Here is a 15,998-nt window from a genome sequence, read left to right as displayed (position 1 = left end):
TTGCACCTATCATTACTGAAAAGCCCTTTTGTTTCATCAATTATTTGAAAAAAGGGCTTATTTTTATGTTACTGAGAGACATTTACCGCGATTGCGTTCTTTTCTCGCTCCTGGCGTTTGGCCAGTCGCTTGGTTCTATCGACTACATCACCCACCAGCTGACCACAAGCGGCATCGATATCATCACCTCGGGTACGTCTGACTATGGTGGTAATGCCGGCGGCTTGCAGTACCTTGGAGAAACGGTCAATGCGTGAGTTGCTGGAACGACCATATTCATTGCCCGGGAAGGGGTTGAATGGGATCAAGTTCACCTTAGAAGGCGTGCCTTTTAGGGTTTGCACCAACTCATGGGCATGATCCGTGCTATCGTTTACTTCCTGCAGCATCACGTATTCTACCGTCACTTCCTTATTCGCTTTAGACCCGTCGATATAACGACGACAAGCGGCCAGGAACTCTTCGATCGGGTACTTCTTGTTAATTGGTACCAACTCGTCACGCAATGGATTGTTCGGTGCGTGCAAAGAAATAGCCAGAGCCACGTCGATTTGCTCTTTAAGCAAATCAAGGGCCGGCACCACGCCAGAGGTACTTAGGGTAACGCGACGTTTCGACAGGCCAAAGGCCCAATCGTCCATCATCAGTTCCATCGCAGGCACGACGTTTTTAAGGTTTAGCAAAGGCTCACCCATGCCCATCATGACCACATTGGTAATAGGACGACGGGTGCTATCGCCATGCAGGCCGATATCTTTGGCCACACGCCACACCTGACCTATGATTTCCGACACCTTAAGGTTACGGTTAAAGCCCTGCTGCGCGGTCGAGCAGAAGGTACATTCAAGGGCACAGCCAACCTGAGAAGACACACACAAGGTAGCGCGGTCTTTTTCCGGGATCCACACAGTTTCTACTTCCTGGCCACCATCAAGGATAAGTGCGTACTTGATAGTACCGTCGCTAGAAGGTTGTTTAACCGTGATCTCCGGCGCACGAATTTCACATTCGGCTTGCAGGCGAGCCTTCAGCTTCTTATTCAGATTGCTCATTTCTTCGAAGTTATCGATGCCGAAATGATAGATCCACTTCATCACCTGATCGGCACGAAACGGCTTTTCACCAATGGATGCAAAATAGTCGCGCATACCTTGGCGATTAAAATCGAGTAAATTGATTTTTTTCTCAGTCGTGGCCATGAATAAACCTCTATCAGGTGACGGATAAAACGAAGGCGGCAATTGTACACAATTTAACCATTATAGCAATTTCTTAGTTCACTCAGCGCAGAGCAAATAAACTAAGGAATTGCATGAGACAAGAAAAGGGCCTGAAGGCCCTTCCCTGGTTCTGCTTACAACTCGAAATTAACGAGTACGTGGGCAGATTTCTTCTTCAGCGAAGAAGTAAGCGATTTCGCGAGCAGCAGACTCAGGAGCGTCTGAACCGTGTACCGCGTTCTCGTCGATGCTGTCAGCATAGTCAGCACGTAGAGTACCAGCAGCCGCTTCAGCTGGGTTAGTAGCACCCATGATTTCGCGGTTTTTACGTACTGCATCTTCACCTTCAAGAACCTGAACCATTACTGGACCAGAAGTCATGAAAGAAACAAGGGCACCAAAGAAAGGACGCTCTTTGTGCTCAGCGTAGAAGCCTTCAGCTTGCTCTTGTGAAAGGTGAACCATTTTAGATGCTACGATCTTAAGACCAGCAGACTCGAAACGGTTGTAGATTGCACCGATGTGGTTTTTAGCTACCGCATCAGGCTTAACGATAGAGAAAGTGCGCTCTAAAGCCATGTGTTGCTCCAAATAACGTTAAATTTAAGTGTTAAACTTTACCGGGCGCGAATTATACGCGCTTTAGCATGAAAATCCTACTACATTGTGACCCGGGCAAGACTAACAAATTTTTGTGACGCTTTGACTAATGGGCCTCACGGAACCCGGGCCATAGACCGGATGCAGCTCCACCAGCTCACCCAAACCCTGATCCAAATCAAAATCCACAGCGGGCACACGCGCTAGAATCCGCCGCTATTTTTTACCTCAGTTGACTCGGACTCAGCCAAGGAATTAACCATGTCTATCTTTACTCCTGAATTACTTAGCCCGGCGGGCAGCTTAAAAAATATGCGCTACGCCTTTGCTTATGGCGCCGATGCGGTTTATGCCGGACAACCCAGATACAGTTTACGGGTGCGCAACAACGAATTTAATCTCGCCAACTTAGAGCTGGGTATCAATGAAGCCCATGCGCAAAATAAAAAGCTTTACGTGGTGTCTAACATCGCGCCGCATAATGCCAAGGTAAAAACCTATTTGCGTGATATCGAGCCGGTTATCGCCATGAAACCGGATGCGCTGATCATGTCCGATCCGGGTCTGATCATGCTAGTAAAAGAAAAATGGCCGGATATGCCCATTCATTTGAGCGTGCAGGCCAATGCGGTGAACTATGCCAGCGTGCTGTTCTGGGCTAAGCAAGGCATAGAGCGGGTTATTTTATCCCGGGAATTGTCACTGGAGGAAATCGGTGAAATCCGCGAGCTTTGCCCTAACACCGAGTTAGAAGTGTTTGTGCACGGCGCCCTGTGTATGGCCTATTCTGGGCGTTGCCTGCTCAGCGGTTATATCAACAAGCGTGACCCGAACCAAGGCACCTGCACCAACGCCTGTCGCTGGAGCTATGATGTCAAACCCGGCGAAGAAACAGAAACCGGTGACCTGGTGCACAAGATCGATCCGACTCTGGGCCTGGGTGAGCCAACCAAGGAAGTCTTTATGCTCGAAGAGCAAGGTCGCCCGGGGGAATACATGCCTGCATTCGAAGACGAGCACGGCACCTACATCATGAATTCCAAGGACCTGCGCGCGGTGCAATATGTGGATGCGCTGACGCGTATGGGTGTGCACAGCTTGAAGATAGAAGGCCGCACCAAATCCTTCTATTACGTGGCACGCACCGCTCAGGTTTATCGTCGCGCCATCGACGATGCGGTGGCCGGCAAGCCCTTCGACCCGACGCTGATGAAGAGCCTGGAGCATCTGGCACACCGTGGCTATACCGAAGGCTTCTTAAAGCGCCATGCACATCAGGACTACCAAAATTATGACTATGGCCATTCGGTCTCCGACTCGCAGCAGTTTGTCGGTGAAGTGTTAGGACGCACCAACAATGGCCTGGTGGAAATCGATGTGAAAAACAAATTCTGTACCGGCCATTCGTTAGAGCTGATGACGCCACAGGGCAATATCAACTTTAACCTTGAGCATATGGAAAATAAAAAGGGCGAAAGCATAGACGATGCTAAGGGCTCGGGCCATATAGTTCGTATTCCATTGCCTGAGGATATCGACCTGGACAAAGCCATCCTGCTGCGCAACTTAATGCCGGGTCAGGACACTCGTAACCCCTTCCCTACCCTGGGGTCAGACTACAAGGCATTGTGATAGGCGGTAATACGGCGCTCTAAATCCAGTTCCAGCACCACCTGAGTGCGGTGTGGTAACTGAGTTAAGGCATGACGGGTAAGGCGCTCAAAGTAGCTTATAAAATCAGCGACTTGCGTCTTGCTCATGGTGTGGGCCGTATGACCGACGCGGGCAATCAGTTTTTGCTCCTGCTGCCAGCGCCAGGCCAGCACCGCATCGAAGCTTGGCGCCTTCAACATTATACTGATATCGGCATCGGCAAATACCGGCTGATAATGCTGTGCCAGGCAAGTATTCACATAGCGCCGCCAGCGGCCATCCGCATCTTGCTCTTGCTCAAGGGCATTAATGGGCACCAGCAAGGCTTCTTCGCTTTGCGCTGGTGTGCCCACACACCAGCCTTCAATAATAAGCACGTCGATGGGGCGCGAGAAGTGCTGCCACTCCCCGGGGTCACAGGGCTCGTCCATCGCTTTATTGAAGCGTGGCACGCTCAGCGGTGCTTGCCCCTCACGGACAGCGTCCACCAGCTTATGCAAACGGGCGATATCATGTGTCCCGGGCACGCCCCGGGTCACCAATAAGGGATGCACCTGCTGCGCCAATTCATAACGCTGCGCCTGAGAATAGTAAAAGTCATCCAAGGAGCAGGCGCAGACATTGAGTCCGCCTTCTTCCCGCAGGTGGCAGGCGAGATAATCCGCCAGAGTGCTTTTGCCCGAGCCTTGCGCGCCGTTGATAGTCACAAACACTGCTGCCCTTGGCTTTTTGGTGGCACTAATTTGCTGCGCCAAGGGCGCAAAATAGTCCGTGATCTGTGCCCCATACTGAGCTGTCAGTTTATGACGAGATAAAAATGCCGTTGTATCCATCTTAGCGCTTTGCCCTTTTGATACCCTGTCTAGCCTCAGTGCATACCCTGGGCCAACATATAAGTACATTATAAAACAGTGGCTTATTTACTCCACCTTGAAGATTGGCACCAGTTTGGTGCAACAAGAAGCCCAACCGAGCGACATTTACACATCAAGCATTTTTTGTTTTAGATCAAAACAAGGCGAATTAGCCTCACCTTGGCTAGTGAGTCACAGGGGAATTTTATGTACCATCGCGCACCTGCGTTTATGGGGTAAAAAAATGGCATTACTGATCAACGACAAATGCATTAACTGCGATATGTGCGAACCCGAGTGCCCAAATGGTGCCATTTATATGGGTGCGGAGATTTATCAAATAGAGCCGAGTAAATGCACCGAATGCGTCGGCCATTATGATAACCCAACCTGTGTGAGCGTATGCCCTATCGACTGTATTAAGCCGGATCCCGAGCATAAGGAAACACTCGCTGAGCTCGCCGATAAATATGTACAGCTAACACAAGGCGACGAGCCCAACTAACCACCCACATGGATTAATCCTTAGCAGGCGTGACATCAGTTTTTTTGTCTCTCGGCAGCGCCTTCGTTGGCTGCAACAACATCTGGGTGAGCGAGTCCTGTATGGCCTTTTTCTGCGCCGCCACTAACTGGGCCAACGCCTCTTGGGTGGTCTGCTTAATGGCCTGCTCCACTTCCTGCACCAGGGTATTGGCATGGGTCAGTGAACTCATTAACAGTAGACCGGAAACTATGGCTGCATGTAGGTATTTCATAATGGTATCCTTGGTTCAAGCTAGTAAATAAATGTCTCTTAGTTACTATCAACGACCGTGCCAAAATAAAATAACCATAGAATTCAACAACCTGTAAACAGGATTCTATTTTCACCATACAAATAGCGTCCGCGACCGGACACCTCTGTGTCCAAGGCCGGACACTTATCGTCATCCATCTAGAAATATGATTTTGTGGGTCGGCGCGCTGTGCCGACATTGCTACAGAAGGGCATTTTTGTCGGCCTAAAAGACCGACCTACAAAGCCGGCATACATCTAGGGCTGTGTTATGCGCCGACTATGCCCAGGGGTGTGGCGCTGCGCCAGGCACCACGGGTAAAGTCTGGAATAGTGATGGACTCACTGCGATTGGCCACCGATTGCGCTGACAGCGGCGAAATTACCGACCATGCAGCGCCGTCATAGACATCCTGGTCCAAAGGCTCAGCATTGCGCAGGCAATAGATCATGCGCCAGAACATCAAGAAATCCATACCGCCGTGACCACCATTGCGCTCGGCTTCAGCGCCCATTTTCTGCCACAAGGGGTGATCATATTTATCGTACCAGGGCTGCATATCGTATTCCCATTCGTGGAAACTCTTGTTGCCGCCATGCTCCAAGGCAATACGATTGGGGAAACCGGCGAAAACTCCATTGGTGCCCTGGATCAGGTTGTGACGACTATAGGGGCGCGGCGTGGTGGTATCGTGTTGCACCATGATACTGCGGCCGTTAACGGTTTTGATCAGCGTGGTATTCATGTCGCCAGCAATATACTTAAGTTGATTACGCCCGTGCTCCGCCGGGAATTCACGCTGGGCGTAGGCGGCACGGCCCAGGGCAGGCGAGCTCATGGAGGTGAGGTAATCAAAACGATCACCCCGGTTGATATTCATATACTGGGAAACCGGGCCCAAACCGTGCGTGGGGTAAAGGTTGCCATCACGGCGCGTATGCCAGGCGGTACGCCACGAGCCTGTCTTGTGCTCGATTTCTTTCATCTGCCAGCGCAGCTCATGAATATAGGCCGCCTCACCGTGAAGTAACTCGCCGAAGACACCCTGGCGCACCATGTTCAATACCATCAATTCGTCACGGCCGTAGTTGACGTTTTCCATCATCATGCAGTTTTTCTGGGTACGCTCGGCGGTGTCGACTATCTCCCACATTTCTTCAACCGTCAGCGCCAGTGGCACCTCGACAAAGGCGTGCTTGCCACTGTTCATGGTGTCGATGGCCATGGGCGCATGCCAGCGCCAGGGCGTGGAAATAATCACGATATCAATATCATCGCGGGCCAACATGTCTTTATAGGCCAGCTCGCTGTCACCGTAGGCGGTGGGTTTTTCCTTGCCTTCTTTAACCAGGAAGTCGACGGCGCGATCCAGCACCTCTTGGTGAGTATCACAAATGGCTTTGATTTCGGCGCCCTCAATGTAGCTCATGCGTTTTACATGGCCATAGCCACGCTGACCCACACCGATAAAGCCGACCCGCACCACATCCATTTTTGGGGCGATTAATCCGATCACCGACTGGCCCTGAGCCTTTGGTGTAGCCGCAGTACCAGCGGCAGTTCCGGCGCAGCCCGCCATCGACGCCGTTGCGGCGGCACCGGCCACCGCTCCCGCCGCCTTTAAAAAATCGCGTCTGTTGAATTGTTTCATGCTCGTTCCTCAGTCTTGTCTTTCCAGGCTTTTCTAGCAAGCTAGCGTAAAGCACCAAGGCAGGCAAAAGGAACGAGATTAATGGCAAATGAAAGCGATAAAAAACCCAGCTATTTGCTGGGTCTGTAGTTTAAGCATTATCAATCAGCGACTTAAGCCTTTCTTGTTGTGCCAGTACGCTGCCATACAGGGCAAACTGATTATTGGCTCTGTCGAGATTATGGCGGCCATGCTTAATGCTGAAATAATGGTCGCCGTCGATATAGTCGGTAAGAAAACGCACCCCGATCATAAAGGGCATCACCCTGGCGCCAAGCCAGAAGCTGGCCTTTTCCTCGGCGGTAATGTGCGCCTTTAAAGGCTCAATGTAGCCCTTCACCAGGGCGGCAAAGATTTCTTCACGCACCCGCACATTCGCCAGGTTAATACTGTCTTCTTCTTCCGGCGAGCAGAAGGTGCGCACCATGTCGCCAAAATCGAATAACCAATAACCGGGCATGCAGGTGTCCAGATCGATAACGGCTTTGGCCGCGGGTGCAGCCGCGGGCGCAGCCTTTGGCTCTGACGTACCCTGCTTGTCGCTAAACAGCATATTGTTGATTTTGGTGTCGTTATGACAAGGACGCAAAGGTATTTGCGCGGTAACCGTCACCACTTCATCTATTAGGAAAGCTTGCTCGCGACAAAAATCCAACTGCTGCTGTACGTCTTTAACACGACCGAGTTTATCGGCTTGCACAGCCTGCTCCAGCATGTCCATACGCATGGCGAGATTATGAAAATCCTTGATCACCGGATACAAGGACTCGGCGTCGAAATCCTGCAGCGCGGCGGCAAAGCGACCAAAAGCACTGGCAGCAACCTGAGCCTGCAAGGGCGACTGCACCACCTCTTCACTGCGGCTGTTACCGATAAATTCCAAGGCCCGCCAATGCTCACCATCAATGCTCAGCAAATAGCTCCCCTCCAGGGTGGGCACATGCTTGATCACTTCAAGATCATACTGGCTTGCCTGATGTTTTTGCATCAGGTGTTGCTCAATTTTACGGGCATTGGCGACTAGTTTTTCGGGTTCAGGAAAGACTTGGGTATTGAGTTTCTGTACCACCACACTGCCATCGCGATGTCCTAACAACATGGTGGTATTGATATGGCCGTTGCCTATGGCCTTTAAGCTCAGTGGTGGCGCAAAGCCGTATTGCTGCGCTAACAGCTGCGCATAATAATCTGTATTCATAGGTGTATGTTTGGCAGCCCCGTTACTTATGGCTTAATCCCTTAAGCGCGGCGATATTCCGAGCCAGTAGGGGCAATTCATCTTTATAGGTCATCCCCATCCAAGCCTGCTTGGCGGCGTATACCTCGACCACAGCTAAGTGCTGGTCAATGCCGTATTGGATTTGATCGGGAAGATAATACTCCTTTGCGTTGCCCTTGTCATGGTGACCAAGGAAGTCAGCAAAGTTTTCTGCCAAAATCGTAAAGAGTCGCTTGTCTATCCCCCAAAAGGTCATGGACGCAAGGGCATCCGAAGCCAAAGTTCTCGCCTGCCCTTTGTCGTTGAGGCCAACTAAGGTGCCATCTTCCTGGTATTGGATATTGAGCACTTCATCCACACGCACGAGTTGCTGCAGCTCATTAAGGGCACAAATACCGCGATTAACCCCTCCTTGCTCCGACAAGGTTTGTTGCAGCGGATAGGCCACACAGGCCCAGTTGTCACTGTGCTTAAAGTGTTGCACCAGTTGTTTATAGGCCAGGCTGCCGTAATAATCATCGGCGGTGATCACTATGGCCTTGTCGATAACCGCCTCTTTCGCGCATAACAGTGCATGACCCGTGCCCCAGGGCTTTTGCCGCTGTGCTGCACGCTGTGCGTACTCGGCGGGAACATCTTCAAGGCGCTGCTCAACCAGGGTGACTTCCAGATCGGCGGGCAGCTTAGGCAATATCTCTTGCTCAATATAAGCGCGCACGGCAGCGTTGATCACCAGCACCAGATGGCGAATACCGGCGTGATAAGCATCTTCAATGCTCAATTCCATTATGGTGCGATTGACTCCGGGCAGCGGGGCGATTTGCTTGGCGCCGCCAAACCGACTGCCTAATCCGCCCGCCAACACGACCAAACTAATATGAGGATTCACACGCACTTATTCCATTACTGCAAAAGTGAGAGTGTAACGACTAGCGGCCAGGCACTGCAAATATCTGAGTTAGCATACCCGTTTAAATGCCGCTAACCGATATTTAAGCACAGGTACTTTTCTTCCAGATACTCGTCCAGTCCCTGATGGCCGCCTTCGCGTCCCAGGCCCGATTGCTTTACGCCGCCAAAGGGGGCAACCGGGTTGGAAATAAGCCCTTCGTTGATCCCCACCATACCGTATTCCAGCGCCTCGCCGACACGGTAAATCTGGCTTATGTCCTGACTGTAAAAATAAGCCGCCAAACCATAAGGAACGGCATTGGCCTGAGTAATCGCCTCGGCCTCATCGCTAAAGGTGGCGACGGTAAGCACGGGACCAAAGATCTCTTCCTGACTGATGCGCATCTCGGCATTTACATTGGTAAGCAACAGCGGCGCCACATAGTTACCGTCTAAGGAAGCAGCCTGGTTAACCTGTTTGGCTCCTTGTTCAAGCGCGTCTTCAACCAGTTGCAACACCTTGTCTTTGGCGGCATGGTAAATCAAGGGACCAATATCCACCCCGGCACTAAAGCCATCACCCACCCTTAAGGCCTGGACTCGTTCGGCCAGTTTGGCGGTTAAGTCCTCAGCGACGCTCTCATCCACCAAGACTCGGTTTACACAGACACAGGTTTGTCCGGCATTGCGAAATTTGCTGGCAATAATGCCATCGGCGGCCTTATCCAGATCGGCGCTGGCAAACACCAGCAGGGGTGCGTTACCGCCAAGCTCCATGGAGGTGCGTTTTATCGTTGGGGCACACTGGGCCAGTAATTGCCTGCCCACGGCGGTAGAGCCGGTAAAGGTGAATTTGCGCACCACCTCTGAAGCACAGAGCTGCTCACCCACTTCCTTGGCGCGATCGCTCAGCAGCACATTAAAAGCGCCCGGTTCGAAGCCGGCTTCATGGGCTAAGTGCGCCAGGGCCAAGGCAGATAAAGGCGTATGCTCGGAGGGTTTTAAAATAAAGCTGCACCCGGCGGCATAAGCCGGTGCCACCTTGCGGGTGATCATGGCAATTGGAAAATTCCACGGAGTGATGCCAGCCACCACGCCCACACCTTGCTTAATAACCGAAATTCTATGCTTGTCATTGCTGGCGGGAATAAGCTCACCATAGCTGCGCCTAGCCTGCTCGGCATACCATTTTATATAGTCGGCCCCATATTTAACCTCCCCAAGCGCTTCCGCCAAGGGCTTGCCCTGCTCCTTGGTCATCAGCTCGGCCAGTGCCTGCTGGTTGGCCATCACCAGGTCATACCAACGCTCAAGCACCTGGGCACGATGCTCACAACTGGTATTTTTTAAACTGCTAAAGGCCCGCTCGGCGGCACTAATGGCTTGCTCGACTTGAGCCGCTGTTACCCGGGATACGCTCGCCAAAACACTGTTGTCGGCGGGATTAAATACATCAAACTCCCCCTCTCCCTCTAGCCACTGGCCATCGATAAAGGACTGGGTAAATAACAAGGCCGTACTCATATAAGTCTCCCAATAAAAAAGCCGCTGATTCTATGATACAGCGGCTTTTTCTAATTTACATGCGTGAAAGCTTAATGCTCTTCATTCACTATATTGAGGTTGTATTTGGGGATCTCAACCACCAAATCCTCGTCGGCTACTCTGGCCTGGCAACCCAGGCGCGACTCAGACTCTAGCCCCCAGGCTTTATCCAGCATGTCATCTTCAAGCTCATCGCTTTCTTCCAAGGAGTCAAAGCCCTCACGAATAATCACATGGCAGGTAGTACAGGCACAGGACTTTTCGCAGGCATGAGGAATGCTGATGCCATTTTTAAGCGCCACATCCAATACCGTCTCACCGGCCTTGGCTTCGATGGCTGCGCCCTCTGGGCATAGCTCTTCATTGGGTAAAAAGATAATTTGTGGCATTGCTTATACCTCATCTACTGATTGGCCTTTCAAGGCCTTTTTAATTGATGCATCCATACGACGGGCGGCAAACTCGCTACTCGCCGCATCCACCTTTTCGATGGCGTCTTTAATCTTTTGTGGCTCTGTGGTGCTGGCACTGATCGCCTGCATCTCAGCCATGGCTTCACGTAGCGTCGCCAGTTCTTGCTCGTCCAGTAAGTGGCTGTCGGTGGCAAGCGATGCTTCCAAAGCTTCGTGTACGCGTAAGACTTCTACCTGCTGCTCTTTGAGCATACGCGCCTGCATATCTTCTTTGGCGTTGCTCATCGAGGACTTAAGCATCTCGGCTACCTGATCATCGGATAAGCCAAATGAAGGTTTCACCTGAATTTCCGCCTGTACGCCGGTGGATTTCTCCATCGCAGTCACGCTTAGCAGACCGTCGGCATCCACATTGAAGGTCACGCGAATATGCGCCGCACCGGCGGCCATAGGCGGAATACCTTTAAGACTGAATTTAGCCAAAGAGCGACAATCGTCAACCAGTTCACGCTCGCCTTGCAGCACATGCAGTGACATGGCCGTTTGCCCGTCTTTAAAGGTGGTAAATTCCTGCGCGCGCGCTACCGGAATGGTGGTATTGCGAGGAATGATCTTCTCGACCAGGCCACCCATGGTTTCCAAACCAAGAGACAGGGGTAATACGTCCAACAGCAACATATCCGCTTCCGGCTTGTTGCCTACCAGGATATCCGCCTGAATGGCGGCACCAATGGCCACAACGCGATCCGGGTCTATGCTGGTTAACGGCTCTTTAGCAAAGAACTCACCCACCTGCTCACGCACGATAGGCATGCGGGTCGAACCACCGACCATTACTACTTCGAGCACCTCATCCGTACTTATACCGGCATCTTTGAGGGCACGACGACAGCTACGCAGGGTTTTCTTCACCAGGGGCAGAGCCAGCTCGGCGAATAATTCACGGGTGACTTCAACTGTATGCGTTTGTCCATCAAACTCTAGTCCAACATTGACCTTAGCATAGTTTGTAAGTGCTTCCTTACAAGCTTTCGCTTTATTGATAAATAAACGCAGGGTATTGGCCGATAGGTTTTGAGCTGAAGTTTGCTGCTTGAAGTGTTCAACTAATAACGCATCGAAATCATCACCGCCGAGGGCTGAGTCACCACCGGTAGCCAGCACTTCAAACACCCCTTTATTGAGGCGCAGGATAGAAATATCAAAGGTACCACCGCCCAGGTCATACACGGCGATTACCCCTTCCTGGCCCGAGTCCAGGCCATAGGCTACCGCCGCGGCGGTTGGCTCGTTCAATAGGCGCAGCACCTTGATTCCGGCCAGTTGCGCCGCATCCTTGGTACTGTGACGCTGGGCATCATCAAAATAGGCAGGAACCGTGATCACCGCACCGGTAATAGTATCGCCACCGAAGCTTTGCTCGGCACGCTCACGCAGAGCGTTTAAGATATCGCTCGATGCCTGTACCGGGCTGATATCGCCTTGGCGGGTACGAATATGCAAACTGCCGTTGTCATCGCTGAATTCATAGGGCAATTGACCATAGCTACTTTCTATTTCCGCCTGGGTTTTACCTAGGAAACGCTTAACCGAAATCAGGGTATTATGCGGGTCGTCTGCGGCATGAACCGCAGCTTCTTGGCCAACCACATGGCCTTGCTCTAAATAGCGCACAACGGAAGGCAACATGGCGTTACCCAGCTCATCGGTGAGGGTTCTGGCCTCGCCGCTTTGCACCGTGGCCACCAAGGAGTTGGTGGTACCTAGGTCGATACCTACCGCGAGTTTATGTTCATGAGGTGCCGTGCTTTGCCCCGGCTCAGCAATTTGCAGTAATGCCATGTGTGTTATAAAACCTTTTTACTCAATGCTGATTAGTCACTAGTCGTCAAATAATTCATCTTCAATGCGCTCCAGCTCGTCTTTTAATTTAAAAACAAACTTGAGTTTTCGCACGTTATCCGCCGCTTTTTGCCAATCATTTTCATCCTGGCTGGCTAATAGACTTTGCAGCTCATTGCTGTATTCGTTGTTCAACTCTTTAATGTGCTGCTCTAGCTTGGCAATCGCTGCATCTGGGTCATCGCTTGTCTTGACCTCTTCAAGCTCTTCACGCAGCTCCATTTGCTGCATCAAGAACATAGGATCTTGCAGGGTTTGCTGCTCGCCACGAATTTCCAGACCTAACTCGGCCAGCATATATTCGGCGCGTTTAAGGGGGTGCTTAAGGGTTTGCAGAGCATCGTTAATTTCCGCCGTTTTTTGCACCGCCAGCAGCTTTTCTCGCTCACTGCCGCCACTGTGTCGGTCCGGATGCGCCGCCCGTTGCAAATCTAAATAGCGGGCGCCGATCACTTGCAGATCGACGTCATAATTTACCGGGATCGAAAACAATTCAAAATAACGCATGAAAAACCTTTATAACGAAAAGCCCTACATAAGGTAGGGCTTAAGCGAATACAATACCTGATCCTGAGCAACGCCTTGCCCAATAAGTGCCGTTATACGGTAAAGCTCTCGCCGCAACCACATTCACCATTTTGGTTCGGGTTATTAAATTTAAACCCTTCGTTTAAACCTTCTTTGGTGAAGTCCAGCTCGGTACCATCTATGTATACCAGGCTCTTTGCGTCGACCACGACCGTTACGCCCTTGTGCTCGAAGGTTTCATCACCTTCGCTAAGTTCATCAACAAACTCAAGAACGTAGGCAAGCCCTGAACAGCCTGTGGTTTTAATGCCCACACGCAGACCCAATCCTTTACCACGATTGTCTAGAAAGGATTTTACGCGCTCCGCCGCTGCATCTGTTAAGGTGATTGCCATACTACTGCCTTATTTGCCGTGTTTACTCTTGTAATCTTTAATCGCTGCCTGGATCGCATCTTCTGCCAGAATTGAGCAGTGGATTTTCACCGGTGGCAACTCAAGCTCGGCGCTGATGTCGGTGTTTTTGATTTCCGCAGCTTCGTCAAGAGTCTTGCCCTTAACCCACTCGGTTACCAATGATGATGATGCAATGGCACTACCACAACCGTAAGTTTTAAACTTCGCGTCTTCAATAACGCCTTGCTCAGAAACCTTGATTTGTAGCTTCATTACGTCACCACACGCCGGTGCACCAACCATGCCCGTCGCTACGCTTGGATCATTTTTGTCAAGAGAGCCAACGTTACGTGGATTCTCTACGTGATCTATTACTTTATCACTGTATGCCATAACTTTTACCTCGCTACCTTGTTACTGCCAAGGCTTAATGATGTGCCCACTCAACCGACTCTAAATCAATCCCTTCTTGATGCATCTCCCAAAGTGGAGACATCTCACGAAGTCGGCTAATAGACTCTTTAATAAGTTTAACGGTGTAGTCGATTTCTTCTTCGGTGGTAAAGCGACCAATGCTGAAACGGATTGAACTGTGCGCCAACTCATCGTTACGACCTAGGGCACGCAATACGTATGAAGGCTCAAGGCTGGCCGATGTACAGGCTGAACCTGAAGAAACCGCAATGTCTTTAACTGCCATTAGCAGCGACTCACCTTCAACGAAGTTGAAGCTGATATTGACTATGCCAGGCACAGAGTGCTCTGGTGCACCGTTGAAGTATACTTCGTCCATATCCTTCATAATGCCGTCGATTAGACGAGTGCGTAAGGCACTGATATGGGCGTGATCTTTATCGAAATCTTGTTTAGCGATGCGGAAAGCCGCACCCATGCCAACGATCTGGTGCGTGGCTAGTGTGCCCGAACGCATACCGCGCTCATGACCACCGCCGTGCATTTGTGCTTCTAGGCGAGCACGTGGCTTACGACGCACGTAAAGGGCACCAATACCCTTAGGACCATAGACCTTGTGGCCAGAGAAGGACATGAAATCAACTTTCAGCTCTTGCAGGTCAATTTTCACCTTGCCAGCGCTTTGTGCAGCATCAACGTGGAACATGATCTTACGCTCACGGCACATCTCGCCGATGGTGGCGATATCTTGAATCACACCTAGCTCGTTGTTTACGTGCATTACGCTTACTAGGATGGTGTCATCGCGCATGGCGGCTTCAAGCTTTTTCAGATCAAGCAGACCGTTAGCTTCCACGTCCATATAGGTTACTTCAAAACCTTGACGCTCAAGCTCACGACAAGTGTCGATTACCGCTTTATGCTCGGTGCGCACGGTAATAATGTGCTGGCCTTTCTTCTTGTAGAAGTTAGCGGCACCTTTGATGGCCAAGTTATTTGACTCTGTGGCACCCGAAGTAAATACGATTTCGCGTGGATCGGCATTAATCAGCTCAGCGATATCGTGACGCGCCTGATCGATTGCCTCCTCGGCCTGCCAACCAAAGCGGTGCGAACGTGATGCTGGGTTACCAAAATTACCTTCCATTGTCAGGCATTGCATCATTTCTTCGGCAACGCGCGAGTCCACTGGCGTTGTTGCTGCATAATCTAAATAAATTGGTAACTTCATACTTTCTCCGCTCACGGCAACCCTGGGGTTGCTCACAATTGACAGCTGACTTCTATATTCTCTAACTTGCTCAGGGCATCACTTAGGCTTTTATCCTGGCGCTGGGCCACTTCTTTAATGTCGGACTTATTGACCAACTCGGCTAACGTGATGCCATGTAAAAATTCTTCAATGCGCTGACTTAACTCAGTCCACAGGGTGTGGGTAAGGCAACGCATACCACTTTGGCAGCCGCCCTCAGCACCATGACAACGAGTGGCATCCACCGACTCATTTACGGCGCTAATCACATCACCCACGGAAATGGCACTGGCCTCTTTGCCGAGCAAATAACCGCCGCCAGGGCCTCGTACCGAGGTCACCAAACCTTGCTTACGCAAGCGCGCGAATAATTGCTCCAGATAAGACAAGGAGATTTCTTGCCGCTCGGAAATGTCGGCAAGGGGAACGGGCCCAACATCTGTGTGTAGCGCAACATCGAGCATAGCGGTAACCGCATATCTGCCTTTAGATGTTAACTTCATAACGCCCCCATACTCATCAAGAGTGTGAATTTTAATTACCTGAGTATTAGAGTCAAGTATTTACTAGTACTTGAGTGAAATACTCGGGTATTCATTCACATTGTAAATACCTGAGTGATTTAGTCAAGTATTTATCCGCT

At 50.9% G+C, this 15,998-nt stretch carries 17 protein-coding genes; 2 read left to right on the top strand and 15 right to left on the bottom strand.

The window, feature by feature from the left end; all coding sequences use genetic code 11:
- Positions 1–68: 68 nt before the first annotated feature.
- Both C2M34_RS04895 and ndk read right to left on the bottom strand, forming a co-directional pair.
- Complete coding sequence (locus tag C2M34_RS04895) at positions 69–1,199, bottom strand: bifunctional tRNA (adenosine(37)-C2)-methyltransferase TrmG/ribosomal RNA large subunit methyltransferase RlmN (protein WP_105200220.1); 1,131 nt, start codon at positions 1,197–1,199, stop codon at positions 69–71.
- Positions 1,200–1,367: 168 nt separating this feature from the next.
- The gene (gene ndk, locus C2M34_RS04890) at positions 1,368–1,799 is read right to left on the bottom strand and encodes a nucleoside-diphosphate kinase (RefSeq protein ID WP_105200219.1); all 432 of its coding nucleotides are present in this window, start codon (positions 1,797–1,799) and stop codon (positions 1,368–1,370) included.
- 282 nt (positions 1,800–2,081) lie between these two features.
- Here ndk and trhP point away from each other — a divergent pair, with 282 nt between their 5' ends.
- The gene (trhP, locus tag C2M34_RS04885) at positions 2,082–3,452 is read left to right on the top strand and encodes a prephenate-dependent tRNA uridine(34) hydroxylase TrhP (RefSeq protein ID WP_199878773.1); all 1,371 of its coding nucleotides are present in this window, start codon (positions 2,082–2,084) and stop codon (positions 3,450–3,452) included.
- On the opposite strand, the gene C2M34_RS04880 is transcribed toward trhP, so the two are convergent.
- The gene (locus C2M34_RS04880) at positions 3,437–4,306 is read right to left on the bottom strand and encodes a kinase (protein ID WP_105258201.1); all 870 of its coding nucleotides are present in this window, start codon (positions 4,304–4,306) and stop codon (positions 3,437–3,439) included. The genes trhP and C2M34_RS04880 overlap by 16 nt on opposite strands.
- A gap of 265 nt (positions 4,307–4,571) precedes the next feature.
- On the opposite strand from C2M34_RS04880, the gene C2M34_RS04875 reads away from it, so the two are divergent.
- Positions 4,572–4,832 (top strand): YfhL family 4Fe-4S dicluster ferredoxin, encoded by a 261-nt coding sequence (locus C2M34_RS04875; RefSeq protein WP_105200309.1) that lies wholly within the window; start codon positions 4,572–4,574, stop codon positions 4,830–4,832.
- Between the two features lie 13 nt (positions 4,833–4,845).
- Here C2M34_RS04875 and C2M34_RS04870 read toward each other — a convergent pair whose 3' ends face one another.
- The 12 genes from C2M34_RS04870 to iscR form a co-directional block, all read right to left on the bottom strand.
- Positions 4,846–5,085, bottom strand: coding sequence for a hypothetical protein (locus C2M34_RS04870; protein ID WP_105258200.1), 240 nt, complete (start codon positions 5,083–5,085; stop codon positions 4,846–4,848).
- Positions 5,086–5,374: 289 nt separating this feature from the next.
- Positions 5,375–6,757: a Gfo/Idh/MocA family protein gene (locus C2M34_RS04865; protein WP_105200216.1), complete on the bottom strand. Its 1,383-nt coding sequence runs from the start codon at positions 6,755–6,757 to the stop codon at positions 5,375–5,377.
- 130 nt (positions 6,758–6,887) lie between these two features.
- Positions 6,888–7,994: a phosphotransferase enzyme family protein gene (locus C2M34_RS04860; protein ID WP_105258199.1), complete on the bottom strand. Its 1,107-nt coding sequence runs from the start codon at positions 7,992–7,994 to the stop codon at positions 6,888–6,890.
- Between the two features lie 22 nt (positions 7,995–8,016).
- A complete protein-coding gene (locus tag C2M34_RS04855) occupies positions 8,017–8,904 on the bottom strand; it encodes an NTP transferase domain-containing protein (RefSeq protein WP_234398767.1) in 888 nt (295 codons plus the stop codon).
- A gap of 92 nt (positions 8,905–8,996) precedes the next feature.
- A complete protein-coding gene (locus C2M34_RS04850) occupies positions 8,997–10,430 on the bottom strand; it encodes an NAD-dependent succinate-semialdehyde dehydrogenase (RefSeq protein WP_105258198.1) in 1,434 nt (477 codons plus the stop codon).
- Between the two features lie 71 nt (positions 10,431–10,501).
- A complete protein-coding gene (gene fdx, locus C2M34_RS04845) occupies positions 10,502–10,840 on the bottom strand; it encodes an ISC system 2Fe-2S type ferredoxin (protein ID WP_105200213.1) in 339 nt (112 codons plus the stop codon).
- A gap of 3 nt (positions 10,841–10,843) precedes the next feature.
- Complete coding sequence (hscA, locus tag C2M34_RS04840) at positions 10,844–12,706, bottom strand: Fe-S protein assembly chaperone HscA (RefSeq protein WP_105258197.1); 1,863 nt, start codon at positions 12,704–12,706, stop codon at positions 10,844–10,846.
- 39 nt (positions 12,707–12,745) lie between these two features.
- Positions 12,746–13,273 carry a co-chaperone HscB gene (gene hscB / locus C2M34_RS04835; protein WP_105200211.1) on the bottom strand — a complete coding sequence of 176 codons (528 nt, stop codon included), beginning with the start codon at positions 13,271–13,273 and terminating at the stop codon, positions 12,746–12,748.
- Positions 13,274–13,365: 92 nt separating this feature from the next.
- Entirely contained in the window at positions 13,366–13,689 is a 324-nt protein-coding gene (iscA, locus tag C2M34_RS04830; RefSeq protein ID WP_105200210.1) for an iron-sulfur cluster assembly protein IscA, read from the bottom strand.
- A gap of 9 nt (positions 13,690–13,698) precedes the next feature.
- The gene (gene iscU, locus C2M34_RS04825; protein WP_105200209.1) at positions 13,699–14,082 is read right to left on the bottom strand and encodes a Fe-S cluster assembly scaffold IscU; all 384 of its coding nucleotides are present in this window, start codon (positions 14,080–14,082) and stop codon (positions 13,699–13,701) included.
- Positions 14,083–14,116: 34 nt separating this feature from the next.
- Complete coding sequence (locus C2M34_RS04820) at positions 14,117–15,334, bottom strand: IscS subfamily cysteine desulfurase (RefSeq protein WP_105200208.1); 1,218 nt, start codon at positions 15,332–15,334, stop codon at positions 14,117–14,119.
- 32 nt (positions 15,335–15,366) lie between these two features.
- Positions 15,367–15,858, bottom strand: a complete 492-nt coding sequence (gene iscR / locus C2M34_RS04815) for a Fe-S cluster assembly transcriptional regulator IscR (protein WP_105200207.1) — start codon at positions 15,856–15,858, stop codon at positions 15,367–15,369.
- Positions 15,859–15,998: the final 140 nt, after the last annotated feature.

This window comes from Pseudoalteromonas sp. T1lg88 (assembly GCF_002964765.1).
Taxonomy (GTDB): domain Bacteria; phylum Pseudomonadota; class Gammaproteobacteria; order Enterobacterales; family Alteromonadaceae; genus Pseudoalteromonas.
The sequence above is the reverse complement of the archived record's forward strand: the minus strand, read 5'-3'. Positions and strand labels throughout refer to the sequence as shown.

Bases quoted from the DNA above. Each gene is read 5' to 3' on its own strand.
- C2M34_RS04895 (WP_105200220.1), bottom strand. From the start codon at position 1,199: ATGGCCACGACTGAGAAAAAAATCAATTTACTCGATTTTAATCGCCAA.
- ndk (WP_105200219.1), bottom strand. From the start codon at position 1,799: ATGGCTTTAGAGCGCACTTTCTCTATCGTTAAGCCTGATGCGGTAGCT.
- trhP (WP_199878773.1), top strand. From the start codon at position 2,082: ATGTCTATCTTTACTCCTGAATTACTTAGCCCGGCGGGCAGCTTAAAA.
- C2M34_RS04880 (WP_105258201.1), bottom strand. From the start codon at position 4,306: ATGGATACAACGGCATTTTTATCTCGTCATAAACTGACAGCTCAGTAT.
- C2M34_RS04875 (WP_105200309.1), top strand. From the start codon at position 4,572: ATGGCATTACTGATCAACGACAAATGCATTAACTGCGATATGTGCGAA.
- C2M34_RS04870 (WP_105258200.1), bottom strand. From the start codon at position 5,085: ATGAAATACCTACATGCAGCCATAGTTTCCGGTCTACTGTTAATGAGT.
- C2M34_RS04865 (WP_105200216.1), bottom strand. From the start codon at position 6,757: ATGAAACAATTCAACAGACGCGATTTTTTAAAGGCGGCGGGAGCGGTG.
- C2M34_RS04860 (WP_105258199.1), bottom strand. From the start codon at position 7,994: ATGAATACAGATTATTATGCGCAGCTGTTAGCGCAGCAATACGGCTTT.
- C2M34_RS04850 (WP_105258198.1), bottom strand. From the start codon at position 10,430: ATGAGTACGGCCTTGTTATTTACCCAGTCCTTTATCGATGGCCAGTGG.
- fdx (WP_105200213.1), bottom strand. From the start codon at position 10,840: ATGCCACAAATTATCTTTTTACCCAATGAAGAGCTATGCCCAGAGGGC.
- hscA (WP_105258197.1), bottom strand. From the start codon at position 12,706: ATGGCATTACTGCAAATTGCTGAGCCGGGGCAAAGCACGGCACCTCAT.
- hscB (WP_105200211.1), bottom strand. From the start codon at position 13,273: ATGCGTTATTTTGAATTGTTTTCGATCCCGGTAAATTATGACGTCGAT.
- iscA (WP_105200210.1), bottom strand. From the start codon at position 13,689: ATGGCAATCACCTTAACAGATGCAGCGGCGGAGCGCGTAAAATCCTTT.
- iscU (WP_105200209.1), bottom strand. From the start codon at position 14,082: ATGGCATACAGTGATAAAGTAATAGATCACGTAGAGAATCCACGTAAC.
- C2M34_RS04820 (WP_105200208.1), bottom strand. From the start codon at position 15,334: ATGAAGTTACCAATTTATTTAGATTATGCAGCAACAACGCCAGTGGAC.
- iscR (WP_105200207.1), bottom strand. From the start codon at position 15,858: ATGAAGTTAACATCTAAAGGCAGATATGCGGTTACCGCTATGCTCGAT.